This is a genomic window from Enterococcus malodoratus (assembly GCF_027659535.1).
Taxonomy (GTDB): Bacteria; Bacillota; Bacilli; order Lactobacillales; family Enterococcaceae; genus Enterococcus_A; species Enterococcus_A malodoratus.
Window position 1 is genome coordinate 1 of the sequence record NZ_JAQDPG010000002.1, and the last position, 25,169, is coordinate 25,169.

Here is a 25,169-nt window from a genome sequence, read left to right on the forward strand (position 1 = left end):
ATAAAAATACCGACCTCCAAAAAGTTAGATTTTTGGTCTAACTTTTGGGGGTCGGTTCAGTAGATGTTCGTTAGTCTTTTTATTATCTAGCAAAAATGGATTACAAGAAATTAAAGGGAATACTCTTTATGATTTTAAGTTCTTATTTTTGATAGAATTTTTTTCGCATAAAAAGAAACGAGGACATTGACCAAGATAGTCGCGAATAAGATAAACGCTGCGTAATTGGAATAAGCCTCAAATAGATAGCCATACATTAGCTGACCAACCGGCCGGGCACAAGTCGTTAATGCATAAACGTAGGAGATAATTTTACCCATTAAGTGATGTGGTGTGATCGACTGGATAAAACTGATCATCATAATACTAAAAATCGTGCTGGATATCATAAAAAGAAAGCAGCAAAGACAGATGACAGCGGCTATGTAAATAGCTGGAAGCTCCAAAAGCATCACGATCGGAATCGGCAAGAGAAATAGCAAGGTACTTGCGAAAAACCAATAACTGAGAGCTATTTGAAATCGATCAATAAAAATCGTTAGGATCAGACCGCCTGCAAGCGCGCCAAGTGATTGGGCGGCTTGTGTCAGACCGTAAAAGATACTATCTAAATGCAGCAGATTTAAAATAATCTGAGGGATGCCAATGAGTAACATTGATTCAAAAAATAAATTGAAGGTTGTTACCAGCAAAGAAATCTCTAGAAGAATCCTTTTATGTTTAAAAAAGTCAAAACAGGCGAGCGTATCTTCTTTGATTGTACGAAACAATGAATTGCCTTTTTTTATTTCCAACTTGGGAATTTGCATAAAGCATTCAACCAGCGCTGAAACAGCAAAACTGATAATTGCCAGCACAATAATTGATTGAATTCCAAAAGAATGAAATAGAATGCCGCCTAAGGCTGGTCCAATGATATTCGCTAGAGACTGTACTTGATTGACTAGCGCGTTGGCTTTACCGACTGCCCTTTTAGGAATCAAAAGCGGAATACTAGATAAAACGGTTGGCTGATAGATTGCTTGAATAATTGAGAGCCATAGAGTAATTATTGTAAAAAGAAAAAAAGGCTGAGCGCTTTTTAAAACGAAAAGTCCGGATAATGCAATCAATGAAGTCGTTAAATCTAATAGAATCATCGTGTTTCGTTTAGGAAATAAATCAGCAATCAAACCATTAATCGGACTGAGAAAAATAATCGGTAAAACGGAAATAGCAAGATTTAGACTGAAAGCAATGGTTGAACCGCTGCTAGACAACAAATACAAAGGAATCGAAAATCGCAGAATCGCGTTTCCAAAAAGTGAGATGACCTGTCCTAAAATTAAAATCAAAAAATCTTTTGAATAAAAAATGTTTGTCTGATGCTTCATAACAGCCTCCTTGAATAATGTATACTTAACTATAGAAAAGAAATGGTGACAGCTAGCTGTCACTAATAAGTATTTATTTGAAGGAGGTCTTTTGGTGCAGGTAGAACGTTTATTGAAAATGATTTTTTTATTGATCCGTAGAGAAAAAATAACGACGCAGGAGTTGGCGGATTATTTCGCGGTGTCAAAACGAACGATTCTTAGAGACATCGAAACACTTTCAATGGCAAATATTCCGATTTTTACATTGAAGGGCAGAAAAGGCGGAGTAGGGATCATGGAGCAGTACACGATCAACAAAACAGTATTCTCGCAGGAAGAGCAGGAAAAAATTCTTCACGGACTGCAGCTGTTAAAGGCAACTCAAATCCCTAATACAGAGATGTTGTTGGATAAAGTAGATGTTCTTTTTAGTTCCAATGAACGTTTTGATTGGTTGGAGATTGATTTTTCTTCTTTTGGCAGTCAAGAGAAAGAAAAAGAGAAATTTTCTCAGCTGCAATACGCAATTATCAATAAAAATGTTGCGACCTTCGACTATTTTACTTCAGAACTTAAGCAGAATAAACGAACCGTTGAGCCCGTTCGCCTGATCTTTAAAAATAACGCTTGGTACGTTCAAGCTTACTGTCAGTATAAACTTAATTTTCGTTTATTCCGTGCATCCCGCATAAAGAATTTAACATTGCTGGACGAAAAATTTGTACGCGCGGCGCCCAAAGGTACAACAATAAAGACCAATTATGAAGATCACTATCAGATGATTCCCTTTGTGCTGAAATTTTCTCCGGAAATTTCTTATCGCTTATTTGATGAATATGATGAGTCGTGCATGACTGTGGACCAAGAAGGCTATTTTCACGTGACTTACGAATACGCGGATAATGATTGGCTAGTCAGACATTTACTGTCCTTTGGCAAGCATGTTGAAATTATTGAACCAGAATATATGAAGGTGCGGATGCGTAAGGAAATCGAAAAGGTTTTGGAAAATTATTGATCCATTTGATAGTTAAAAAAACTGCTAAACACCCTCTTTAATGGGTGTTTAGCAGTTTTTTCTACTCTTCCTGTGTTTGTTTAGCATGTTGCTGTTCTGCTGCCAGTTCTTGCAAAAGTTCAATTTGGAGCTGTTGTAGCTCGATCAAGTGCTGCCATTTTGTATCCATCAGATAGTTGATTTTTTCATGGAGCAGGTGAATCTCGACTTCGGATTTCAAATTTATTTCGTAGTCATTATCTGCCTCAACACGGTCACGATCAGCCTGACGATTTTGACTCATCAAGATAATGGGTGCTTGAATCGCAGCCAAACAAGAGAGTGCTAAGTTCAATAAGATATAAGGGAATTTGTCGAAAGGCTCGAAAAATAACGGTAGGGTATTTAGAATGATCCAGGCAATTAGCACTAAAATAAACAAAATAATAAAAGTCCAGCTTCCGCCAAATTTTGCGATGCCGTCGGCGACTCTTTGACCAACTGTTTCTTTTAATTTCAGAGCGTCGTTCACATTTTTGGTATGGGCATGTTCGGTTCGAATCTTATGTTTCAGTTCATGATCAAATTGTTTTGAAGCGGTATCTTCTTTTTTTAACTGTTGGCTGAGGTATTGAATCCGAAAATTCAAAAGACTTGTGTAAGAGATCAGCGACTGTTGGCTTAATTGCCCATCTGATTTCAAGATAAAGGTTTGAAGCGCCTTATCAAGCTGCGAAATCTTACAAAGTTTTTCTGAGCGATCTTCTGTCAAAGGAATCACCTGCTTTTTTTATTAATCATAGCATGTGTTTGAAACATTGATGATTCAGATGCTTGTAAATTCAAAACAAAAAAGATGGTCTCAATTGAGAACATCTTTCTTGAATTATTACCAAGGAATGACACCTTCGCGATTGAAGAAGCCGCCTGTGGGGCCATTTTCATCGATGGTTGCTAATTTTACGATCGCATCAGAACCTTCTTTCAAAGTCTGCATACCATTGCTGAAGTTGTCTCCGGTTTTGGTAGGACCAGGGTCAACGGCGTTAATTTTTATATTGGGTAGTCCTTTTGCATATTGAACAGTTAACATAGAAACGGCAGCTTTCGAAGAACTGTAGGCTAAAGAATTAACTTTAGATTCGATTTTATCAGGATTTTGAACTTGACCGAAGGAACCTAGACCGCTGCTGACATTCACAATAACGGGAAAATCTGATTGACTCAATAGGTCTATGAAGTGATGGGTAACAGAAACTAAACCAAAAACATTTGTTTCAAACACATGCCGCATTGTTTCTGCGTCGATATCTGCAGGAGCTGCATAACCGCCGGGAATTCCAGCATTGTTAATCAATATATCGAGACGACCTTCTTTGGCTCTGATAGCTTCAGCGGCCGCAATTACTGAGGCCTCATCAGTAACATCTAATGCGATATAAGAAACATCAATCTCAGCGGCTGCTTTTGCCGCCTTTTCTTCATTGCGAGAAGAAATATAGACGTGATAACCCAATTTTTTTAGCCGATTTGCTGCAGTATAGCCTAATCCGGTACTTCCGCCTGTGACTAAAACGATTCGTTCTTTCATTTGTTTTCCAACTTTCTATAGCAAATTAAAACTTGTATTTACAACTTTACCTGCATCATACGCTTTGGAGCAATATTTGTCAATTAAACTGTTGTAGATAAAAGTAATGATGCTCGATTTATGTTATGATAGGCAAGAAGGGGTGTTGGCAGTGAAGACAAATGCAGATAATTTATCGGAGAATCTTTATCAAGCAGGGCTTATGCAGCAAAAGTATATCGAAACAAGGTTGAAGGAGATTGGGCTAACTACACATCAGGCAAGGACCCTTAATTTTATTGCGAATTCATCAGGAACGATTCAAAAAAAATTGGCTGTATATTTAGGTAAGCAAGATGCGACAGTCACAAATATTTTGAAGACACTGGAAAAACAGGCATACATTTATCGCGAAATTCCTGCGGATAATGAGCGGCAGAAAAAGCTATATTTGACGGAAAAGGGACAGGATTTGATTAAGGAAATTCAACAAATTTTCCGTGACTTGGAAAATCAAATCACGAGTTCTCTTGAAGAAGAAGAACAGCAGCAGCTGAAGCAATTACTCAAGAAAATTCAATAAGTGTGAAGTTCTGGTACGAGATATAGTGCCGGAATTTTTTTATTTTTAAAGATAAAAGCAAAAAAAGAAAAAGTATAGTTAATTTATGTCTGTAAGTATTGTATTACCAAGGTTTGCTCATTTGTGAATGTTACTTTTAATGATTAAACTCGTTTTACAATGGTTATTTTCGAGGATTATAGTCAAAGCATATTCACAAGTAAATTCAAGAAAGGAAGAATGAAATGAGCAATCAACCCTTTACACCGCAACAGCTATTCTCGTTAAAAAGAGCTACGTTGGAAAAAAGAACGATGAACTATTATGAAGAAACCCGTGATGAAAATTCAACAATTAAAATTTTGATAGCGCTTCAAGTGCGTGATGAATTGAGTGAAGATGATTTCTCATTCTTCCGCAAGGATTTAGTAAGACATCTATTTTTAAAAACAAAATCAACGCGTTCTTTACGCCGTTACTATATATATTTTAAAGAGTACTTTGCTGAAAGAGAATGGCGGCTGCTAACAGCGCGTCTATTTACAGCGCTCTCTTTCGTGGTAGAAAAACTAGAAAAGTTATTTACGCAGTTTATTAAGGAACCACTAGCTAGTCTGGCAGGTTCATGACAGATAGAAAAGCAAATTTGAAATGGAAGAAGGGAATACTATGTTGAGTCTCGCCGCAACTTTTAAAAATAGTGCTGATAAGAAGCATCGTTGGCGCATGAAGAATGCTGACCCGAATAGATCGCCAGAGGAAATCAAAACCTCGTTAGAAAAGCTCTCGGCGATCAACCTATTCGAAAAGGAAGGTGTCGGCTTATTTCAAGATGTTGTCAGCGCAAAATTTGTCGAAAGAACGGTAACACCAATATTTGATAAATCAAAAGAACCGTCATTGCCCGATACCGGAACAGAATCAGAGCGATCAACCTCGCAAATAGCGGACTCCGAAGCGAATTCGGCAGAACTCCTTCATGAGATAACGGTAGAAGAGAGAGTCATCCAGTCAGGTATTATAGAACAAAGATTTGAATTACCTGCGGGGATAGATCCTAATGAGATAAATGAGGAACAGACACTATCACTAGTATTGGCGGTTATGCCAGAAGGCGGAACGCTTGAAGATATTTATTTTGATGAAGCCGTCGATCCTGCAAAGATAGTAATGGTAGTGGAAGTTAACACTGATCAATAATTATTACTAGGAATCTATTGAGGAAAATAACGAGTTAGGTAAATTTTGAGGAGAACAGAAGCGAAGGAATTGTCCGGTCTATTTACTTTGCCATGAGTTGTTTACCCGAAATCTATCAATAATTTAAAAATAACAATTCGAATTTAATTGTTTCTGTTGTCGAACCAAAAAGCTTTACCCCATTTTATCGAAAATAAGAAGAAAATCGGGTTGTATTTTTCAAGCGAACTTGTTACTATCAATTTGTAGAAAGCGTTTTCAAATAAAGTGAAGATTGCGGGAGAGTGCAGATGAATCTGCCACCGAAGGTATAAGCTGTGAGACATGCTGATTTTACAGTGAACATCTCAGGTAAATGGACCGTAATTGGATTGAACTCTGAAGAGCAGAAATGCGCCGAAGAAGCAAACTCTAGAAATAGAGCGAATCTTTCAGGCTAGTGACAGAGGACAGCGGCACAGTGTGCTGTTGTCCTCTTTTTTGTGAATCAGAGGTTTAATTGACAAACGCCATGTGAAATAAAACACAAGACAGGTGGTGAGCAGATGATTATTATAACAAACAATCCAATGGTTAAAGAAAAGATCAATCAAGCCTGTCTTCTCAGCTTTATTGACGGCTCTTACGGTGAAGTGCTGGTTGAGGTAAAGCAGCAAATTATCGAAAAGCATGTTGTTTTGCTCTCTCATCCTTTAAGCGGCAGCATCAAACCAAATGAAACCTATTACAAAACAATTTTTGTCACAGAGACCACTTCTCAATACATCGATATTGAGAGTTTAGAATATATTGAATCAGCGATAGCGGTCTACGAAAAATTTATCAAAAATAAACAACGCCCTAATTGGTCCTTAGCGGTGTTGAAGGATTTTGCCTTCGTAGATTTTTATATCGCGCAAAGCACGTTGGACAGAATGGAGGTGCTGAGGTAGCGTTCAACGATTTGCAACCAATCAGAACTGAGGTGAATAAATGAAACTCGAAATTGGAAACATCGAAATCAAGGAAGTTGTCTTAGGCGAAGAAGAAAAGATTGAGGGGGGCACGCTTTATCTTGATCCAGCGAAAATCAAAGAATTAGTTTTAAGCGATGATCGTCTGGCAGATTGCGTGATCGAAATCGCCAAACCGGGGGACAGCGTTCGCATTACACCAGTCAAAGATGTGATCGAACCAAGGTGTAAAGTTGATTCAACAACAGGCATTTTTCCCGGGGTAATCAATAAAGTGGATATTGTTGGCAGCGGCCGGACGCATGTATTGAAGGGCTGTGCCGTCATGACGGTTGGAAAAATTGTCGGATTTCAAGAAGGTATTGTGGATATGCAGGGTCCGGGTTCTGAACTGACCCCATTTTCACAATTGCTGGAAATCTGTTTAGTTTTAAAACCGCAAGAAGGACTTGATCCGCATCTTTACGAAGAAGCGGCTCGCTTTGCCGGTTTAAAAACCGCCGATTATATCGGCAAATTTGGGGAAGCTGTTGTGCCGGATCAGGTTGAAACATTTGAGACACTGCCGCTTTTAGAACAGATTCAGCAATATCCGGATCTGCCTAAAATAGGGTATGTCTACATGCTCCAAACACAAGGGCTGCTTCATGACACGTATGTGTATGGAACAGATGCTAAACATATCGTTCCAACGATATTGTACCCAACAGAAGTGATGGATGGGGCGATCATCAGCGGAAACTGTGTGTCTGCCTGTGATAAGAATACGACTTATCACCATTTGAATAATCCGGTAATCGCAGACTTGTACAAGCAACATGGCAAAGAAATCAATTTCTTAGGTGTGATTGTTACGAACGAAACGGTTTATTTGAAAGACAAACATCGTTCAAGTGACTTTGTTGCGAAATTAACTGAGTATTTAGGCTTAGATGGAGTGATCATTTCTCAAGAAGGATTCGGAAATCCGGATACGGACTTGATCATGAACTGTAAAAAGGTCGAAGAAAAAGGCATCAAAACAGTGATTGTAACAGATGAATATGCTGGAAGAGACGGGGCTAGTCAGTCGTTGGCGGATGCGGATAAATTAGCAACTGCTGTAGTGACTGGCGGAAATGCCAATGAAACGATCCGATTACCAAAAATGGATCGCTTGATCGGACAATTAGATTATGTCGATGTGATCGCAGGCGGCTTTGATGGCAGCTTGAAAGACGATGGCACGATTGAAGTTGAAATCCAGGCAATTACCGGTGCAACCAATGAACTAGGTTTTAACAAAATGTCTGCAAAAGGCGTTTAAAATTAAATAGGGAGGAAATACTAATGACTTTAGATTTTAAAAATAAAAAAGTCTTAGTGATCGGCGACCGTGACGGTATTCCAGGACAAGCAATTGAAGCTTGTATCGAGGGTACTGGTTCAGAAGTAATATTCTCATCCACAGAATGTTTCGTCTGAACGGCCGCTGGGGCAATGGACTTAGAAAATCAACGTAGAGTAAAAGAAGCGGCAGAAAACTTCGGAGCAGAGAATGTTATTGTTCTGATCGGTGCTGCCGAAGGAGAAGCAGCTGGTTTAGCTGCTGAAACTGTAACGAACGGAGACCCTACGTATGCCGGTCCATTAACCAATGAACAGCTAGGTTTAGCTGTATATCACGCTGTAGAGCCAGAATTTAAAGAAGTTGTCGACCCAGATGTTTTTGAAGAGCAAATCGGCATGATGGAAATGGTTTTAGATGTTGATGACATCATTGAAGAAGTGTCGGAAATGAGGAATCAATACTCCAAATATTAATTAGTAAAGGAGCGTCTTATGACTAAGTTTAAAGTTGTTCACTACATCAACCAGTTTTATGCTGGAATTGGTGGTGAAGAAAAGGCGGATATCCAACCATTTTCAGAAGCCAAAGTAGTAGGACCAGGTCTTGCTTACATGAAATCATTTGGCGATGAAGCAGAAATCATCGGCACCGTTGTGTGCGGCGATAGTTTCTTTAATGAGAACTTGGATAGTGCCAAAAAGGATGTATTAGATCGTATCAAACAATTTGAACCAGATATTGTTGTTGCAGGCCCCGCGTTTAATGCCGGTCGTTATGGAATCGCTTGTGGCGAAGTAGCTCAAGCGGTCATGACTGAGCTTGGCATTCCGGCAGTGACCGGGATGTACGAAGAAAACCCTGGAGTAGAAATGTACAAAAAGGGTGCCTATATCGTGCCGACTAGAAATAGCGCGGCAGGTATGAGAAAAGCAGTACCTGTGATTGCAAATCTCGCGTTGAAATTGTTGAGAAAGGAACAGGTTTCACCAGAAGCAGATAAATACTTTGTTCGTTATCGGAAAAATTTTCAGGATGAAAAACGCGGTTCAGCACGAGCCGTGGAGATGCTGGTCAAGAAAGTGAATGACCAAGAATTTACGACCGAATTTCCTATGCCTGAATTTGATAACGTCGCGCCAGCCACAGCGATAAGTGATCTATCTAAAGCGAGAATCGCGCTTGTGACTTCTGGTGGAATTGTTCCTAAAGGCAATCCAGATCGTATCGAATCCAGCAGTGCTTCAAAGTATGGAACGTATTCAATCGAGAATATCGATACTTTGTGTGCGGATTCTTATGAAACGGCTCACGGTGGGTATGACCCTGTTTATGCAAACCAAGATCCAAACCGAGTATTGCCATTAGATATAGTGAGAGAGATGGAACAAGAAGGGCTGATCGGCAGCCTGCACAATTATTTCTACACAACAGTCGGAAATGGAACGGCTGTTGCGAATGCCAAGAAATATGCGGCCGAAATCGCTCAAAAATTACTAGCAGATGGTGTCGATGCTGTCATTTTGACATCCACCTGAGGAACCTGTACTCGTTGCGGTGCAACGATGGTAAAAGAAATTGAGAAAACCGGTCTACCTGTTGTTCATATCTGTACAGTAGTCCCAATCTCGCAAACAGTTGGAGCCAATCGAATTGTTCCAGCTATTGCGATTCCTCATCCACTAGGAAATCCAAATCTAAGCTTGAAGGAAGAGAAAAAACTTCGTCGCGGGATTGTTGAAAATGCGTTGAAGGCAATGACGACTCCAGTGGACGAACAAACCGTATTTGAATAATTGATAGTTGCCTGAGTGAGTGTTCATTCAGGCAACTTAGAACGGAAAAAAGTATTTTCTTATTTATGGGAGGAGCTTAAGGATATGTACGATGTGATTATTATCGGCGGCGGGCCAGCCGGCTTAACGGCAGCTCTATACAATGCAAGAGCACGGTTGAAGGTGTTGCTCTTAGAAAAAACAAAATTAGGCGGACAAATTGTTTCCACACATGAAATCGCTAATTTTCCAGGATCGATCAAGACGAGCGAAGAAGAAACCTCTGGTCCGGAATTGATCAAACGAATGGCGGATCAGGCCCAGCAGTTTGGTGCGGAGATTCAATTACGTAAAGAAGTTACCGATTTGGAATTAGAAGGAACGGTCAAAAAAATAACGTGTAAAGATGGTAGCGTTTTCGAATCCCATGCGGTGATTTGTGCCAATGGTGCATTTCCAAGAGAGATCGGTTGTACTGGGGAACGTGAGCTGGCAGGAAAAGGTGTTTCTTATTGTGCGACATGCGACGGTGCCTTTTTTGAAGATATGGAAGTATTTGTAATCGGCGGCGGAAATTCAGCGGTCGAGGAAGCGATGTTCATTACGACCTTTGCACGTAAAGTAACGATCATTCAAAACTTGAGCGATCTGACCGCTGATGCGATTGCGGTTGAGCAAGCGAAAGCCAATGACAAGATCGAGTATATTTTTGATTCAGTCGTGGAAAGTATCGAAGGCGACGGCATGGTAGAGGCGATGACTATCCGTAATACAGAGACAGATGAATTAACCCGTTTTGAAGCGGATGAAGACGATGGGCTATTTGGGATCTTTGTCTTTATCGGCAATGTACCGAGTACGCAACTTTACCAAGGAAAAATTCCATTGAATGATTACGGCTATATAATTACTGATGAAGCGATGTGCACGCAAATTCCCGGTGTTTTTGCGGCAGGAGATATGCGGCCAAAAGTGCTTCGTCAGGTCGTTACAGCTACTGGTGACGGGGCAATTGCCGCGTTCTCAGCACAAAAATATGTGGAGAAAATCAAAAGGGAGGTACCAACAACATGATTGAATTAACTGTTGATAATTTTGCTGCCGAAGTTACAGAGCAAGCCAAACCAGTCTTAGTAGACTGGTGGGGAGAAACCTGTGAAAATTGTTTGGCTTTGATGCCTGATGTGGAAGAACTATATGCACAATATGGCGATAAAATCCTTTTTACGAAGTTCAACACATCACAGAAAAAAGTACGCCGCTTCTGTATTCAGCATAAAATACTAGGATTACCGGTTATCTCAATTTACCAAAATGGTGAAAAAGTTGACGAAGTAGCGAAAGATGACTGTACCAAAGAATCCATTGAAGAAATGATTCAGAAATACATTTAGGGAGAATGCCCATGAACTATTCGACTTTACGCGGGGCGAGCTATGTTTTAGTTCATACACCAGATATGATCGAACATAATGGCACGACCCAAACAACTGAAAAGATCACGACACCAGATAGTCCATATTTGGCGAATCTGTACGATAACCTGCGCAGCTTTGAGGAAGTAGTCAATTATGCGCCTAATCAGACATTTATTGGAAACATGGACTATCATGAATTAAAAGAAATTCCACAACCGTGGGTCCATCAATCAATCGAAGGTAAACGTGAAGGCAAATTCGGCGAGATCATGCCGGAATTGGAATTTTATGGCTTGTTGCAGATTGTTGATGTGTTTGAACTGGTTCATCTGGAAGAAAGTTTTGCAGAAAAAGTTCGCGAGGCGTTAAGCAACCATCCTTTGTTCAAGGATGACGTGAAAAAAATCAAGGAGGGCAAACCGCTAGACTGGATCGAAAAGGATCTGGCCGGAAATCATGCAGAAGGTCTGTATTATGACCGCCAGTTAGTTGGTTGTGTGAGCCCAGCACATCAAATCGACGTGAATTTGAACGCGCATGTGATGCTGGAAAATCTAGTGGTGAAGGCTAGCGGAGTCTTAGCGTTACGGCAATTAATCGCTAAACACCAGCTTGACCCAAAAGAGATCGATTACGTAATTGAATGCAGCGAGGAAGCTTGCGGAGATATGAATCAGCGGGGCGGCGGAAATTTTGCCAAGTCCATCGCTGAATTATGCGGATGCGAACACGCGACTGGTTCAGACATTCGCAGTTTCTGTGCCGGACCGACTCATGCGTTGATCACTGCGGCTTCATTAGTAGCAGCAGGTACTCATAAAAATGTCGTACTTGTAGCAGGCGGGGCAACCGCTAAATTAGGTATGAATGGTAAATCCCATGTTGGTAAAGGACTGCCGATTTTAGAAGATGTTTTGGGCGGTTTTGCGGCCTTGATCAGTGAAAATGATGGAGTAAGTCCAATTTTACGCCATGATTTGACTGGTAAACATGAAGTTGGCAGCGGATCGAGCCCGCAAGCAGTCACCACTGCGTTGATCGGAAGTATTTTAGAAAAAGCCCAATTAACGATCAAAGATGTGGATGTCTATTCTGTCGAAATGCAAAATCCCGATATCACTAAACCGGCTGGTGCCGGCGATGTACCGTTGGCCAATCTGAAAATGATCGGAGCGATCGGAGTATTACGTAAGGAGATCGAGAAAAAAGATCTGATGGCCTTTGTTAATGAAAAGGCGCTTGTTGGTTGGGCACCAACCCAGGGTCATATTCCGAGCGGCATTCCGTATTTAGGTTTTGCGGCAGAAGACTTAGTCAGCGGCGACAAAAATCGCGCGATGATCGTTGGGAAAGGTTCACTTTTCTTAGGGCGGATGACCAACCTGTTTGATGGTGTGTCGATTTTGATTGAGCGCAACAACGGCAAGGTTGCAGATGAGAATCAGCAAGATTTAGAAGAGCTGGTGAAGCGAGAAGTTGCGCAGGCATTGAGAAGTTTCGCTGCCAATCTTTCAGCAGAATAGAGGTGGAGCTATGTCTGATCAAGTAAAACAAACGGTAAAAAAAGTTTTTGAAGATTTGGCGACTAGTTTAGAAACGGGACGAATGGAATCAAGAATCAAGATCGGTTTGACCATTGACGGCAGTGAACTAGGTACAGAAGTCATGAAACAAGCAGCCTATGCAATTAAACAAAAGAACCTATTTGATTTGGTTTTAATTGGAAAGGATGTTGACTGGGCAGCGGACTTCGAGCATTATTCAACGACCGCTTGCCAGAAAGATTCTGCTGAGCTGATGGAAGAGCTGTTGGACAGCGGCGAACTGCAAGGCTGTGTGACGCTGCATTATAACTTCCCGATCGGCGTTTCTACGGTTGGCAAGGTAGTGACACCTGCATTGGGACGTGAGCTTTTTATTGCAACTACAACTGGGACAACTAGCGGTATTCGAAATGAAGCGATGGTGCTGAATGCTATTAATGGTATCGCTGCGGCGAAGGCCTGCGGTATCCAGCAACCGACAATCGGTATTTTGAATATTGAAGGTGCAAAAACGGTTGAACGTTCGTTGACTACTTTGCAAGAAAACGGGTATGAGCTTGTTTTTGGTGAAAGTCAACGGGAGGACGGCGGCAAAGTTTTACGCGGCAACGATTTGCTTTTAGGCAGCGTCGATGTCGTGGTCTGTGATAGTCTAACAGGCAATCTTTTGATGAAGCTTTTCTCAGCCTATTCGAGCAGCGGAAATTATGAGACTGTCGGTGCGGGCTATGGGCCAGGAATCGGTCGGAATTATGAACGCAACATCTGCATTATTTCTCGTGCTAGTGGTGCACCAGTGATTGCTAATGCGTTGGAATATGCGTATGAACTCGCGAAGGGGAAACTTGGAAAAATCAGTCAGACTGAATATCAAAAAGCAGATCAAGCGGGTTTGAAGCCAATTTGTCTGGAGTTGAGCGCAGTGCCAACGACAGAAGTCAAAGAGATCGAGCCGCTGCCAAAGGAAATTGTCACTAGCGAGATTGCTGGAATCGAGATCATGGAGCTGGAGGATGCGGTCAAAGTTTTGTGGGAAGCAGATATTTATGCTGAAAGCGGAATGGGCTGTACAGGACCGATTGTATTGGTCAATGAGAAGAAATTAGCAGCCGCACAAGCAGAATTGAAAACAGCCAAATATTTATAAAAAGAAACCGGCTTATCCAATGGGCCGGTTTCTTTGTGCGAAAAATTTAAAATAAAAAATTGCTGGCGGTTATTGTGATATGAGTCAATGCAAAAAGTGCCACGAAAGAAAGTGCAAAGGGATTTCGCAGTTTCCAAGCAGTCAGCAGGAAAAAGATCGAGGGCAAAACTGACAATCCAACCAGCATCAGCCCATTAGAAATTCCGGCAAAATAAAAGCCCCAAAGTAAAAAATAAAGGATTAATGAGCCCAATGCACTCATAGTCAAAACGTTATTCTTCCGTGCGGGTGCTCGATTCAAAATAAAGCAAAGTGAGCCCATCATTCCGAAACGACCAACGTTCTCCAACAGGTTCCAGAGCCAGAAACTCGATTCATTTTGACTCAAAACATTGTTTGGAGGCGTAATAAAAAGAAACAAAAGATTTGGAAGCATGACTAAGCAGACGGTCAATAACCCGATGGGAGAAAATCCGATGCGATAATTTTTCATAGACGACCTTTCTATATGTAACAGGTTTTAGTTAATTATAGAAGGAAAAAACAAAAAAGCCATCCAACTTAGGGACCATTCTATAAAAAAAGAATTAAAAAGAGGCAGAATTCTCCTTGACTCTCCAGTTGCGGAAGACTTTAGACTGGATAGGTAAGGGGGAATTTAGATGAAACCACTAAGATTAATCGGTCTCACACAAAACAATCTGCAGCATCTCTCATTGGAGATCGAAAAGAACCAGCTGATTGTGTTTACAGGCGTGTCAGGTTCAGGAAAGTCCAGTTTGGTCTTTGACACGATCGCGGCGGAAGCGCAGCGGCAAATGAATGCGAACTACTCCGCATTCGTAAGGAATCGGATGCCTAAGTTCCTCAAACCGAAAGCGGAACGGATTGAAAATCTGAATCCGGCAATTGTGATCGATCAAACTCCGCTAGGCGGAAATCAACGTTCAACTGTCGGAACGATCACCGAAACCTATTCTTTATTACGATTATTATACGCACGCGTAGGTCAGCCCCAGATTGGATCAGCCGGTCAATTTTCTTTCAACAATCCTCAAGGGATGTGTCAAAAGTGTTCCGGTTTAGGTCGGGTCAATCAAATTAATGTGGACAAATTGATCGACCGTGAAAAATCTTGGAATCAAGGAGCTGTGTTAGACACGCGCTATGCCGTTGGAAATTGGTATTGGAAACAGTACGCAGCGGCGGACTTCTTTGATAATGATCAACCGCTTAAAGAATTGACCACTTCCCAATGGAATCAATTAGTATATGGACATCCAGAACAAGCACTTACACCAGTCAACCCGAAGCTTGAAGGGATTTGTCGGAACTACGAACGGATTATTTTGAAGCGCGACTTGTCTGGTCACAGTAAAATGTATGAAGAAAAATTAAAAGAATTATTGTTTGAAGCACCGTGTCCAGATTGTGAAGGGCGCCGTCTGAACAAAGAAGCGCTGTCGGTAAAAATCGACGGTCGTTCGATTGCGGATTGTGTGGAAATGGATATGAACGAACTGCTTCAGTTTCTAAATGATTTGGATTATCCGGAAGTGAACGAGGTGATCAGTGAAATCAAGCGACAAGTTCAGCGCTTGATCGATATTGGGCTGGATTACCTGCAGCTAGATCGGCAGACTCCCACCTTGTCAGGTGGTGAGGCCCAGCGAGTAAAATTAGTGAAGTATATGGGAAGTGCCTTGAATGGAATGTTTTACATTTTTGATGAACCTAGTACCGGGATGCATGCACGCGATGTTTCTCGAATCAATCGACTGCTGCAAGATTTACGAGACAAAGAAAATACCGTTTTTGTTGTGGAACATGATCCAGATGTGATTACGGTGGCGGATGAAGTGATCGACATTGGTCCGTTAGCGGGCAGACAAGGCGGAGAGATCATCTTTCGCGGAGATTATCCTTCCTTGCTGCGGTCAGACAGCTTAACAGGAAAAGAAATTTGTCAGACATTGCCGATCAATACTCATCCCCGTAGTTGGCAAGAAAAAATGACGATCAACGAAGCGAACTTGCACAATTTGAAAAATGTGACGGTGGACATTCCCAAACATGTCTTAACAGTAGTTACCGGTGTGGCCGGTTCAGGAAAATCGACTTTAATCACAAAAATCCTGCCAGAACAGTACCCCAACGAGATTTCCATCATCAATCAAGCACCAATCAAGGCAACGAATCGAGCAACTCCAGCGACTTATCTGGGGATCTATGACGAAATTCGACGTACCTTCGGCAAAGCAAATCAAGTTCCGGTCGGCACGTTCAGCTTCAACTCAACAGGAGCCTGTCCAGTTTGTCATGGAAAAGGGGAGACCGTTGTCGAGCTGGTCTTCATGGATCCGATCGTGAATGAGTGTGAGGCATGCGGCGGCACACGCTTCTCTGATGAAGCGCTCAGCTACAAGCTGAAAGGATGTACAATTTTAGAGGTATTGGCGAAAACTCCTAAAGAGCTGCAGGAATTCTATCATGGGATCGGCAGTAAAAAAATGATTGAGAAACTGCAGGCGATGATCGATACGGGTCTAACTTATTTACCGATCGGCCGCACATTGACGACTCTTTCTGGCGGTGAACGCCAGCGCTTGAAGCTGACTAAAGCGATCACACAGAATGAATCCGTGTTTGTTTTGGACGAGCCAACCACCGGGCTGCATCTGTCAGATATCAAGAAGCTGAACGCGTTGTTCCAACGAATGGTAGAAAAAGGGAATACCTTGATTATCATCGAACACCACAGCGAAATCATCAAGCAAGCTGATTGGGTCATTGATATTGGACCAGATGGCGGTGTGAAGGGCGGCGAAGTTGTATTTAGCGGTGTTCCCGAGGATTTGTTGAAGAGTGGAACGATTACCGGTGAATATTTGAAAAAAAGTAGTGAATTAATCGAACATTCCATCTCCTGCTGATTCAGCAGGAGATTTTTTGGCGTAGTCAGTTCAGATTTGAATTCAGCACAAAATATTAATAAAAAGAATAGTTTAGATTTATTATTATTTAAAAGCTGAAAGCTCAACGGAGAGTAAGCTCCATGTGTTTTCTTTTATTTTTTAAAAGTTGTTGGAGCAATAATGGCAATAAATGGGTGTTGTTTTTTGTTATACTTAAAAGGGGATGATCGTGATGGATCGATTGAAAAACATCTGTTGCTACGCACCCATGATGGTGTATGCAACACCAGACGTTGAAGCAAAAGTAGATAAATTGTGTTTAGAAATGGTTACGCTTGCGGCGAAAGGCTGGAGTGTGGACCAGTTATATTATCATGCCTTGAAATACGGTAATGAAATCAAAGGCGCTGATATGGTATTATCAGCGGACACCAAAGGGCTAGTCATCATCTTTCGGTCTGAGCAGGAGAGACAGGAGGTGGAAGAATATGCCAGTGAATACTTTTAATCTCAACATCATTCATCAAAAAATGTGTGATGAGTTCATCGCAGATATCTGGATTTTCGCCATCCAAAAATGCATGGACTTGCAGGAGGCCTTCGTTGCAGCTAGAAAAGAAGAGCAGCTTAACTACTTTTATAACTTGATAGACGAAAACGAAGAGATGTTTTTATATGTACATGAAGAATTAGGACTAGATTGCTAGTCCTTTTTTTGCCGTTTACGGATCTATACGTATGAGATCAAATATCTCCTCAAGAACGATTGCCTCGGCCGATTGAAAATTTAGTATACTTAAGCTAAATAATGGTGTATCGGTTTGAAATTTTTTCAATGTCCCAATGGAGTTAGCATGAAGGAGGAACGTTCTATGAGCAAAACACTCAGATTAGTATTTCCCCAATGGCAAGGAGGAAACAATCCAAACTATGTTTTTGGCTCCGAGCTATTGAGTCATATCGTGCCGCAAAGCAATAAGGCCGAAACAATTCGAGTTGCAGTTGAGAAAGATTTTTCGCAAGAATTGCCGCTGGAAAATGGCGTGATCGGTGAAAGCGGACTGTTAGAACAATTGGCAGAAGCTGAGCGGATTTTAGTAGAAAAGGCACCAGAGAAAGTGATTACTTTAGGAGGGGATTGCTCCATATCCCAGGCGCCTTTTGATTATTTACACGGAAGGTATCCTGAATCATTGGGTATCCTTTGGCTAGATGCCCACTCGGATATGTCAACGATCAAGGATAGTACGCGAGGCCACATGATGGTGTTAGGAAATTTGTTAGGACATGGAGCACCGCAGTTTGCGGAAAAAGTTCAACATCCATTCAAAGTCGAGCAGGTTATGCTGGCGGGACTCAAATACGAGGAGCTCCGCCCATGTGATCATCAAGTCGATGATTTAAAAATGAATTATCTAACACCGGCCGAACTTGCTGAAGATAGTCAATTACTTATCGAGTGGATCAATCAGAATCAGTTCAAACAGTTGGCGATTCATTTTGATTTGGATGTTTTATCACCGCAGGATTTTCGTTCGATCAATCCGGGCAAGCCCTACTTAGACCTAGAAAAATTCCCAGCGCCGATCGGAACGATGACACTGGATCAAATCGGACGAATCATTCAGGATGTTTCCGAAAAAACTGAGATTGTCGGATTTAGTATTGGCGAACATTTACCATGGGATGCGATAAATCTGCGGAGAACGTTGGAGAGTGTAGAAATATTTAGTGAATAGAAAAAAGTCAGCGAGTGCTGACTTTTTTTGTTCAACAATGATCATCATTATTCACAATCTCATATTTAATTCCGTCTGGATCATTGAAAAAAACGGCATAGTAGTTGGGACCATGCTGAGGGAAAATCTGTGGTTCATCCAAAATTTCAGCGCCGAGCTCAAGAACTTTTTGATAGATACGATCAACTTCGGTTATGGAGGAGGCTCTAAAGGCGATATGATGGATCGCTCCAGGTTTTCTTCGATGTACAGTGTCGTTTTCAAAAGGTTTCAGCGCGGAACAGATGCCGAAATCATAGGAGCCGTCGAGGTATTCGATGACATTCATATCCAATTCTGCTAAATAAACCTTGATTTTTTTCTTCAAATCAAAACCTAAAGCTTCCATCAGCCCATCGTAAAATGACTCAACTTCATTAATATCTCTCACTGTAACTTGCATATGATCGATCTTCATCGGTAATACCATTCCTAATCCGCCTTTCTAAAAAATCCTATTATATTTTCCAATAAGTCGTTCCATCTACGGTTCGACCCAAGATTCCATATTCGATGAGATAACGTCTGATCGTCACATAATCTGTGAACATTTCAGAAATGATCGCATTGATTTCCTTTTCTGTATAGTGCCTTTCAGGAACAAAATTTTCGGCCAATTTTTGAATCAGAATAATCCGTTTCTTTTCTTTTTTTGGAATTTGTGTGGCTCTTCCTTGTTCGTCAAGAAAAACATTGAAGACTTTTTCTCTTTCCTTTTTAGTGGATACAAATCGTTCATCGGAATCAATTAAAGAGTTCGCGGCAAAATTACTCTGTTCCTTTTCATCGATCGACTCTAGCAGGGCCAATAGAATTTTTGCCTGACGCTTCTTCTCCTTAAATTTAAAGCGGTGATTTCTTACAGCGGAAGTTGTGATGTTCAGCTGCTCCGCGATTTCTTGATCATCGATTCCTTTAGAAAACAAGTTCAAAAAGTTCTTTTGCGTATCGCTTAAACCCGTTTGATTTTTATCGAGGTTCAGCAGCGCGTTAAAGGAACCATCATGTTCATGTTTTAAATGATAGATTATCGCGCCTTCAGCCCGTGCCATCTGACTGTTTGAGCCATTGATTGGATACACGAAACGATCATCAAACGTTTGATCGCAATACAAACATTGAAAAAGAAAATCGCCTTTTTTTGAATAGCCCTTTTTAATCTCTTCAATCTTCAATTCATTTTCCATAATATCCCTCCTGAATAAATGCTAACATAATTATAAAACGTTTGCAAATACGATTGCGATATTGGTATTTGATTAAGCCGTTTTTTCTCTTTTTTCCTTGACCTTCACGCGGCGTCAACCTTTATGATGAAAGAGAAGGGGGAGATGACTATGAACGAATTTAAGGTAACGCTCGTTGATTCGTTGGCGTTTTATCAAAAATGTCTTCGCGAATCTGTCGACGAGAATGTGTTTCGTTATGAAATGATGCAGCCGCTGGAAGGAATGTGGCAGTATTTAAATGCACCGCTTTTTCCGAAAACACCAGGGGGATACGATGTGGTGATGGCGTCAGAAATGATGGGAATTTGGACACCGCGCAAAAGTATTGATTTGATTGAAACAAAAATTGAAGCATTAAGAAGAACCAATATCTTTTCCGAGTATCAGCAAGTGTTCAAAGAAAGTGCGCAACGTTTTAGTGAGATCGGCTATCAGATTCCAGTCGATGAGTTTATCGTGAACATTTTATTAGGTGATCCGGAAAACGGTGTATTGATGGCAAGTGAAGGGTATAGCGGATTTGGCGGGATACCGGGATATATTATGCTGCTAGTCGTCCCGAATGACTTTAATCAAACAAGATTGAAATCAGCCTTGGCTCATGAGTTCAATCATAATGTTCGTTTTACCTATGAACCCTTCAATCATGGAGATGTCAGCGTGGAGGATTATTTAGTTATTGAAGGGTTAGCCGAAGTTTTTGCGGAAGATTTATATGGAGTTGATCAGCGCGGGCCGTGGGTGCAGGAATACGATGCGGAAGAACTGGCATATACGATCGAAGTAATGAAAAATGGGCGTGAGGCCAGAGGATTTGATCAGGTATCGGCTTATATGTATGGCGATGAAGTCGCGAAGGAGCAGGGATATCAACCAGTCGGTCTTTCAAGAAATGCCGGCTATACGATCGGCTATCATTTGGTAAAAGCGTATCTTAAAAATACAGGCAAAACAATCGCAGAAGCAACTGTGACTCCTAGTAAAACAATCGTAAAAGAATCAAGAATATTTGATGAATAATCCGCGACCGGTTAAATAGCAGTCGTTTTTTATAAATAGGTATGCTATACTTTTATCAATTGAATGACACTAGGGGTGCTTTTGAAGCTGAGATTATACCCATTGAACCTGAAACAGTTAGGACTGGCGCAGGGAATGTGTAATGTTAAGAAATTTGTACCCGACCGCTTATTTGTGGCCGGGTTTTCTTATTGTCTGTCTATTTTAGGCATAGAGCCTCCTGCTCATTCTACTAAGAATCAAGGAGGTTTTTTATGTTGCATTAAAAAGTAGTTGTTTGTTTTTGATAGGTTTTAAGAAGGGAGAATAGGCATGACATTTACAGAATTGGCAAGAAAAGAAGCGGCATATTATTGGGAGGCGAGTTTTGAGCATCCCTTTGTTCAATCACTAGCGACGGGAGATTTAGCACCGGAGATTTTCCGCTATTATTTGCTGCAAGATCGTTATTACCTTGAACATTTTAGCAAGCTTTATAGCTATATCGCAGAACAGACGAAGGACGAAGAGGTTCAGGCACAATTGCGAGAAAATGCGGAACATCTTAAGTTAGGCGAGATGGCCATTCGGGAGGAATTCTTTTCAGAATTAGCGATTGACGAAAAAGAAATTCAGGAAACACCAATTGCGCCAACGGCTTATCACTATGTTTCTCATATGTATCGGCAACTGATCGACGGCACGGCAAATACGGCTTTTGCGGGAATGCTGCCGTGTGCGTGGCTTTATCAAGAGATTGGTGTTCGCCTAATTGAGTCGGGTTCACCGCACCCTCTGTATCGGCGATGGATCGAAACCTATGCTGGTGAAGACGCTGCTGAAGGGATCAAAAAGGAACGTGCTCTCTTAGATCGTTTATACGAGGAAAGTCCAAAAGAGGAGCAGCAAAAAATGATCGACGCTTTTGTGATCAGCAGTAAAATGGAATACGCATTTTGGGAAATGGCTGCGAAGTTAGAAAAATGGTAGATCGAAAAAGATCGTTCGAATAGGAACGGTCTTTTTTCTTTTTATAAAAAGTAATTGACAGAGAATGACGGTTCTATGATAGAATGCAAGTAATCACTTGCATTAATTAGGAGGCGTGTAAAATGATTTCGGGAGCTGAATTGGTTGTTAAGGCATTAGTAAATGAGAAGGTTGAAGTTTGTTTCGCATATCCAGGCGGACAGGCGATTGATTTGTTTGATGCACTTTATCAGCGGGAAGAATTTCGAGTAGTATTGCCAAGGCATGAGCAGGGACTGATCCATGCCGCTGATGGTTATGCCCGTTCAACAGGAAAAGTCGGCGTTTGTATGGTCACAAGTGGACCGGGGGCGACTAACTTAATCACAGGAATTGCGACAGCCGGGTATGATTCTTCACCTTTGGTTTGTATTACCGGACAGGTTTCGACACATCTGATTGGGAAGGACGCTTTTCAAGAGGTCGATATGGTTGGAATCAGCCGATCAATTGCCAAATATGCGGTTACTGTCAAAAAAAGAGTGGAACTGGGCACAATTCTGAAAAAGGCCTTTGTGATCGCACAATCAGGAAAACCGGGAGTCGTTGTGGTAGATATCCCTAAAAACGTTCAACAAGAGCTTGGTTCAGAAGAATATCCAGAAAAGGTCACGATTCGCGGCGGTCAGAAAATACAGGAAATCCCGACCAGTGAAATCAAATCTGTTGTTGAACTATTAAACAATGCAAAAAAGCCAGTCCTACTCGTTGGAGGCGGTGTGCATCGTGGAAAGGCCCACAAAGAATTAATGGATTTTGTTGAAAAAAGCGGAATCCCCGTTGTTACTACGATCATGGGAAAAGGTGCGCTGCCTAGTAACCATCCAAGTTACATTGGCAACGTAGGAATTCATGGAAGCTATGCCGCAAATCAAGCAATCATAAATAGTGATGTCCTCTTTGCTCTTGGCACGCGTTTGAACGACCGTGTGACAGGAAATCCAGCGAACTTCTGTCGTTCAGCTAAGCTGATTCATCTGGATATTGATCCTGCGATCATAGACAAAAACGTGGATGCTTCTATCAGAATGGTCGGCAATATAAAAACTGTTTTACCAAAGATCACCGAATCGCTGAATGTTAAGGATCACAATTGCTGGCTGCAAGAAGTAAAAAAAATGGACGGATCCGTTCCAGTTCACATGAAAGAAAAAGGATTGACACCAGAAATCATTATCAAGAAAATCAATCAACATTTTACAAACGCCATCGTTGTAACCGATGTAGGGCAGAATCAACTTTGGACGACGCAATTTCTTGAAGTGACTAAAGATAGACAATTATTGACTTCAGGCGGGTTAGGGACAATGGGATTCGGTTTTCCCGCTTCCATCGGAGCAAAATTAGGAAATCCAGGAATGGATGTTCTAACGATCACTGGCGATGGCGGATTTCAAATGAATCTGCAAGAACTTGCCACGACAATGCTGGAAAAAATTCCAATCATTGTTTGTATTTTCAACAATGGCTGCTTGGGCAATGTCAGACAATGGCAAGAGATGTTCTATGATAAACGCTATTCTTATACCATGCTAAAAAAGGAGACGTCACAGTATGTTCCTGATTTCGTTGCGTTAGCCCACAGTTATGGCGCTGAAGGTCATAGAATAACCAGAATAGAAGAAATTGATGGAGCCTTCAATCAAGCGAAAGCGGTCAAAGAAAAAACAGTGGTTTTGGAATTCATGCTGGAGACAGAGCAAAAAGTTCTGCCGATTGTTGCACCGGGTCAAAGTTTAAAGGAAATGATTATTTATGAGTAAAACTGAACAGAGATGGTTGAGTGTGTATGTTGAAAATGAAATAGGGGTATTGGCAAGGGTTTCTGGATTATTTTCAGGAAAATTGTATAATTTAAATAGTTTAACTGTCGGAGAAACAGAATCTGCGGATACCTCGCGCATGACGATTAGTCTCTACAGCGATGATCGAACCTTTGAACAGGTTAAACACCAGCTTCGTAATATGATTGAAGTGATTCAGGTGATCGATTATACAACTATCCCGATTCATGCCAAAGAAGTCATGTATCTAAAGCTTAATTATTCCGAAAAAATAAAAAAGAAACTGGCTTTAATACAAAAAGATCGCAGCTTTTCGATGATTGATCAATCTGACGAGGAACTCCTGATTGAGAGTATCGTTAGTGAGAAAGAAAATAATGAGTTGATCGACTGTATTCACGAGTTTGTCTCAAAGGAATTTGAAGTAATTCGCGGCGGGAGTGTGGCAATTTCTAGTCTTACAAAGGAGTAAAATAGTTGTATGAAAAATACTCGGACCAATATTATGGCCGCGACAAAGAAACTGATCGTGGAAAAAGGCTACAGCGATATGACGACGAAGGATATCGCAAAAGAAGCTAATGTCAATGAAGCCACGCTGTTTCGCCAATTTGGCAGTAAAAAAGAATTATTGCTGGCGACATTACGAGAAGCAGATTGGATTCCTTCAGCAAGCAGTGGTATTTCTGACCAGTTTCAATGGGATTTAGCGAAGGATCTGCGTGTAATTATGGCGGACTATTTTGAACAGGTAACACCAGAAATTGTTCGATTCTCATTAGGGCTTCGCGCACAGGATATTTATCAGGAAACAATGCCTTATGTGGACAAAATTCCAACGGCCTTTGTTCAACTGTTAGAAGATTATTTACGTGCGATGGAAGAAAGAGAAAAACTTCAGATCAGTGATGCCAAAGCGTCTGCTGAGGTTATTTTCTCCAGTATGATCGGTTTTGCCTTTTTACATGCTTACTCCAATAAGAAACAGTACCAAATAGAAGCAGAGCACTTTATTTCTCAGGCTGTTTCCCAATTTGTTGAAGGCTTAAATGAACAAAACGTTTGAATATCACTTCTCCGATCAATGGAAAAGCGTGTATTCAAACGTTTTTTTTGCCTTAATAAGTTAATCCAAAGAAATATTTTTTAAAAGAACACGAATTTTTTGTTTCAACAGTTTCGTCTTGGTTGGATTTTCGCCTGCTGTCGTTAGAGCGATACCGAAGTCTTTTTCTTTTATAAATGCCATATTAAAAAAATTGCTATTTTGTTGCTTCGTTGTATCATTCACCAGCTGCCGAGGAGTAGTTTCATTTAAAATAGCTCGATTCACCGCTTGATTATCTGTACAAATAAAAATAATTTGAAAACCAGCTGTATCGCCATATTGAAAGGACCGTTCTCGTAAAATGACAGAACCGTTCCTTTTAGCATTCAACAATGTCTCCGAAAATTTCGGCGCTATTACAGTTGGTTTTGCACCTGCCTCAATCAATCCGCAAACTTTTCGGGTGGCAATTTTTCCGCCGCCAATCACTAGGACCGAAAACTGCTTGATATCGATCAAAATGGGGTACATGTTTTCCC

Annotated in this window: 28 protein-coding genes and 2 riboswitches; of the genes, 21 read left to right on the top strand and 7 right to left on the bottom strand. The window is 41.1% G+C overall.

Going from position 1 to position 25,169, the window contains the following annotated elements:
- Positions 1-134: 134 nt before the first annotated feature.
- A complete protein-coding gene (locus tag PGP85_RS03305; protein WP_270326136.1) occupies positions 135-1,373 on the bottom strand; it encodes an MFS transporter in 1,239 nt (412 codons plus the stop codon).
- A gap of 94 nt (positions 1,374-1,467) precedes the next feature.
- Here PGP85_RS03305 and PGP85_RS03310 point away from each other — a divergent pair, with 94 nt between their 5' ends.
- Positions 1,468-2,373, top strand: a complete 906-nt coding sequence (locus PGP85_RS03310; protein WP_270326137.1) for a helix-turn-helix transcriptional regulator — start codon at positions 1,468-1,470, stop codon at positions 2,371-2,373.
- Between the two features lie 61 nt (positions 2,374-2,434).
- Here the strand turns inward: PGP85_RS03310 and PGP85_RS03315 are convergent, their stop codons facing one another.
- Together PGP85_RS03315 and PGP85_RS03320 are read right to left on the bottom strand one after the other, a co-directional pair.
- Positions 2,435-3,124: a DUF1003 domain-containing protein gene (locus PGP85_RS03315; RefSeq protein ID WP_270326138.1), complete on the bottom strand. Its 690-nt coding sequence runs from the start codon at positions 3,122-3,124 to the stop codon at positions 2,435-2,437.
- Between the two features lie 117 nt (positions 3,125-3,241).
- Positions 3,242-3,943 (bottom strand): SDR family NAD(P)-dependent oxidoreductase, encoded by a 702-nt coding sequence (locus PGP85_RS03320; protein ID WP_270326140.1) that lies wholly within the window; start codon positions 3,941-3,943, stop codon positions 3,242-3,244.
- A 151-nt stretch (positions 3,944-4,094) separates the two neighbouring features.
- On the opposite strand from PGP85_RS03320, the gene PGP85_RS03325 reads away from it, so the two are divergent.
- The 11 genes from PGP85_RS03325 to grdD all read left to right on the top strand — a co-directional run bounded on the left by PGP85_RS03325 (position 4,095) and on the right by grdD (position 13,848).
- Positions 4,095-4,505: a MarR family winged helix-turn-helix transcriptional regulator gene (locus tag PGP85_RS03325; RefSeq protein WP_010739520.1), complete on the top strand. Its 411-nt coding sequence runs from the start codon at positions 4,095-4,097 to the stop codon at positions 4,503-4,505.
- Positions 4,506-4,729: 224 nt separating this feature from the next.
- Positions 4,730-5,113: a hypothetical protein gene (locus PGP85_RS03330; protein ID WP_270326144.1), complete on the top strand. Its 384-nt coding sequence runs from the start codon at positions 4,730-4,732 to the stop codon at positions 5,111-5,113.
- A 40-nt stretch (positions 5,114-5,153) separates the two neighbouring features.
- Positions 5,154-5,684, top strand: coding sequence for a DUF2922 domain-containing protein (locus PGP85_RS03335; protein ID WP_270326145.1), 531 nt, complete (start codon positions 5,154-5,156; stop codon positions 5,682-5,684).
- A gap of 267 nt (positions 5,685-5,951) precedes the next feature.
- Positions 5,952-6,057: riboswitch (glycine riboswitch) on the top strand.
- A 172-nt stretch (positions 6,058-6,229) separates the two neighbouring features.
- A complete protein-coding gene (locus PGP85_RS03340; RefSeq protein WP_251866414.1) occupies positions 6,230-6,616 on the top strand; it encodes a GrdX family protein in 387 nt (128 codons plus the stop codon).
- A gap of 40 nt (positions 6,617-6,656) precedes the next feature.
- Positions 6,657-7,943, top strand: a complete 1,287-nt coding sequence (locus PGP85_RS03345; RefSeq protein WP_270326149.1) for a glycine/sarcosine/betaine reductase component B subunit — start codon at positions 6,657-6,659, stop codon at positions 7,941-7,943.
- Between the two features lie 23 nt (positions 7,944-7,966).
- A complete protein-coding gene (gene grdA / locus PGP85_RS03350; protein WP_081631749.1) occupies positions 7,967-8,440 on the top strand; it encodes a glycine/sarcosine/betaine reductase complex selenoprotein A in 474 nt (157 codons plus the stop codon).
- Positions 8,441-8,458: 18 nt separating this feature from the next.
- Complete coding sequence (grdB, locus tag PGP85_RS03355) at positions 8,459-9,760, top strand: glycine reductase complex selenoprotein B (protein ID WP_270326151.1); 1,302 nt, start codon at positions 8,459-8,461, stop codon at positions 9,758-9,760.
- An 84-nt stretch (positions 9,761-9,844) separates the two neighbouring features.
- Complete coding sequence (locus PGP85_RS03360) at positions 9,845-10,813, top strand: NAD(P)/FAD-dependent oxidoreductase (RefSeq protein ID WP_270326153.1); 969 nt, start codon at positions 9,845-9,847, stop codon at positions 10,811-10,813.
- Complete coding sequence (gene trxA / locus PGP85_RS03365; RefSeq protein ID WP_270326155.1) at positions 10,810-11,133, top strand: thioredoxin TrxA; 324 nt, start codon at positions 10,810-10,812, stop codon at positions 11,131-11,133. Before PGP85_RS03360 ends, trxA begins: the two co-directional genes overlap by 4 nt.
- 11 nt (positions 11,134-11,144) lie before the next feature.
- Positions 11,145-12,680: a glycine/sarcosine/betaine reductase complex component C subunit beta gene (gene grdC, locus PGP85_RS03370; protein WP_270326156.1), complete on the top strand. Its 1,536-nt coding sequence runs from the start codon at positions 11,145-11,147 to the stop codon at positions 12,678-12,680.
- Between the two features lie 10 nt (positions 12,681-12,690).
- Positions 12,691-13,848 carry a glycine/sarcosine/betaine reductase complex component C subunit alpha gene (gene grdD, locus PGP85_RS03375; protein WP_270326157.1) on the top strand — a complete coding sequence of 386 codons (1,158 nt, stop codon included), beginning with the start codon at positions 12,691-12,693 and terminating at the stop codon, positions 13,846-13,848.
- Between the two features lie 46 nt (positions 13,849-13,894).
- Here the strand turns inward: grdD and PGP85_RS03380 are convergent, their stop codons facing one another.
- Positions 13,895-14,341 (bottom strand): hypothetical protein, encoded by a 447-nt coding sequence (locus PGP85_RS03380; protein WP_270326158.1) that lies wholly within the window; start codon positions 14,339-14,341, stop codon positions 13,895-13,897.
- Between the two features lie 169 nt (positions 14,342-14,510).
- On the opposite strand from PGP85_RS03380, the gene PGP85_RS03385 reads away from it, so the two are divergent.
- The 4 genes from PGP85_RS03385 to PGP85_RS03400 all read left to right on the top strand — a co-directional run bounded on the left by PGP85_RS03385 (position 14,511) and on the right by PGP85_RS03400 (position 18,502).
- Positions 14,511-16,781 (top strand): excinuclease ABC subunit UvrA, encoded by a 2,271-nt coding sequence (locus tag PGP85_RS03385; RefSeq protein WP_270326159.1) that lies wholly within the window; start codon positions 14,511-14,513, stop codon positions 16,779-16,781.
- Between the two features lie 214 nt (positions 16,782-16,995).
- A complete protein-coding gene (locus tag PGP85_RS03390; RefSeq protein WP_178982684.1) occupies positions 16,996-17,271 on the top strand; it encodes a hypothetical protein in 276 nt (91 codons plus the stop codon).
- A complete protein-coding gene (locus PGP85_RS03395; protein ID WP_010739504.1) occupies positions 17,252-17,470 on the top strand; it encodes a hypothetical protein in 219 nt (72 codons plus the stop codon). Before PGP85_RS03390 ends, PGP85_RS03395 begins: the two co-directional genes overlap by 20 nt.
- A 165-nt stretch (positions 17,471-17,635) precedes the next feature.
- Positions 17,636-18,502, top strand: a complete 867-nt coding sequence (locus PGP85_RS03400) for an arginase family protein (RefSeq protein ID WP_270326160.1) — start codon at positions 17,636-17,638, stop codon at positions 18,500-18,502.
- Positions 18,503-18,533: 31 nt separating this feature from the next.
- Here the strand turns inward: PGP85_RS03400 and PGP85_RS03405 are convergent, their stop codons facing one another.
- Both PGP85_RS03405 and PGP85_RS03410 read right to left on the bottom strand, forming a co-directional pair.
- Positions 18,534-18,971, bottom strand: coding sequence for a VOC family protein (locus PGP85_RS03405; RefSeq protein WP_270326161.1), 438 nt, complete (start codon positions 18,969-18,971; stop codon positions 18,534-18,536).
- Positions 18,972-18,999: 28 nt separating this feature from the next.
- Positions 19,000-19,728, bottom strand: coding sequence for a DUF2087 domain-containing protein (locus PGP85_RS03410; RefSeq protein ID WP_270326163.1), 729 nt, complete (start codon positions 19,726-19,728; stop codon positions 19,000-19,002).
- Between the two features lie 150 nt (positions 19,729-19,878).
- Between PGP85_RS03410 and PGP85_RS03415 the strand changes: the two genes are divergently transcribed.
- From PGP85_RS03415 to PGP85_RS03435, 5 genes are all read left to right on the top strand, one after another.
- Positions 19,879-20,790, top strand: coding sequence for a DUF2268 domain-containing protein (locus PGP85_RS03415; protein WP_270326165.1), 912 nt, complete (start codon positions 19,879-19,881; stop codon positions 20,788-20,790).
- A gap of 61 nt (positions 20,791-20,851) precedes the next feature.
- Positions 20,852-20,943, top strand: a riboswitch (TPP riboswitch).
- 159 nt (positions 20,944-21,102) lie between these two features.
- Positions 21,103-21,759 (top strand): thiaminase II, encoded by a 657-nt coding sequence (gene tenA, locus PGP85_RS03420; RefSeq protein ID WP_270326167.1) that lies wholly within the window; start codon positions 21,103-21,105, stop codon positions 21,757-21,759.
- A gap of 122 nt (positions 21,760-21,881) precedes the next feature.
- Complete coding sequence (gene ilvB / locus PGP85_RS03425; RefSeq protein ID WP_270326168.1) at positions 21,882-23,561, top strand: biosynthetic-type acetolactate synthase large subunit; 1,680 nt, start codon at positions 21,882-21,884, stop codon at positions 23,559-23,561.
- Positions 23,554-24,054 carry an acetolactate synthase small subunit gene (gene ilvN, locus PGP85_RS03430; RefSeq protein ID WP_270326169.1) on the top strand — a complete coding sequence of 167 codons (501 nt, stop codon included), beginning with the start codon at positions 23,554-23,556 and terminating at the stop codon, positions 24,052-24,054. Before ilvB ends, ilvN begins: the two co-directional genes overlap by 8 nt.
- Before the next feature lie 9 nt (positions 24,055-24,063).
- On the top strand, positions 24,064-24,648 hold the full coding sequence (locus PGP85_RS03435; RefSeq protein WP_270326170.1) for a TetR/AcrR family transcriptional regulator: 585 nt from the start codon (positions 24,064-24,066) through the stop codon (positions 24,646-24,648).
- Between the two features lie 60 nt (positions 24,649-24,708).
- Here the strand turns inward: PGP85_RS03435 and PGP85_RS03440 are convergent, their stop codons facing one another.
- The gene (locus PGP85_RS03440) at positions 24,709-25,161 is read right to left on the bottom strand and encodes a precorrin-2 dehydrogenase/sirohydrochlorin ferrochelatase family protein (RefSeq protein WP_270326171.1); all 453 of its coding nucleotides are present in this window, start codon (positions 25,159-25,161) and stop codon (positions 24,709-24,711) included.
- Between the last annotated feature and the right edge of the window lie 8 nt (positions 25,162-25,169).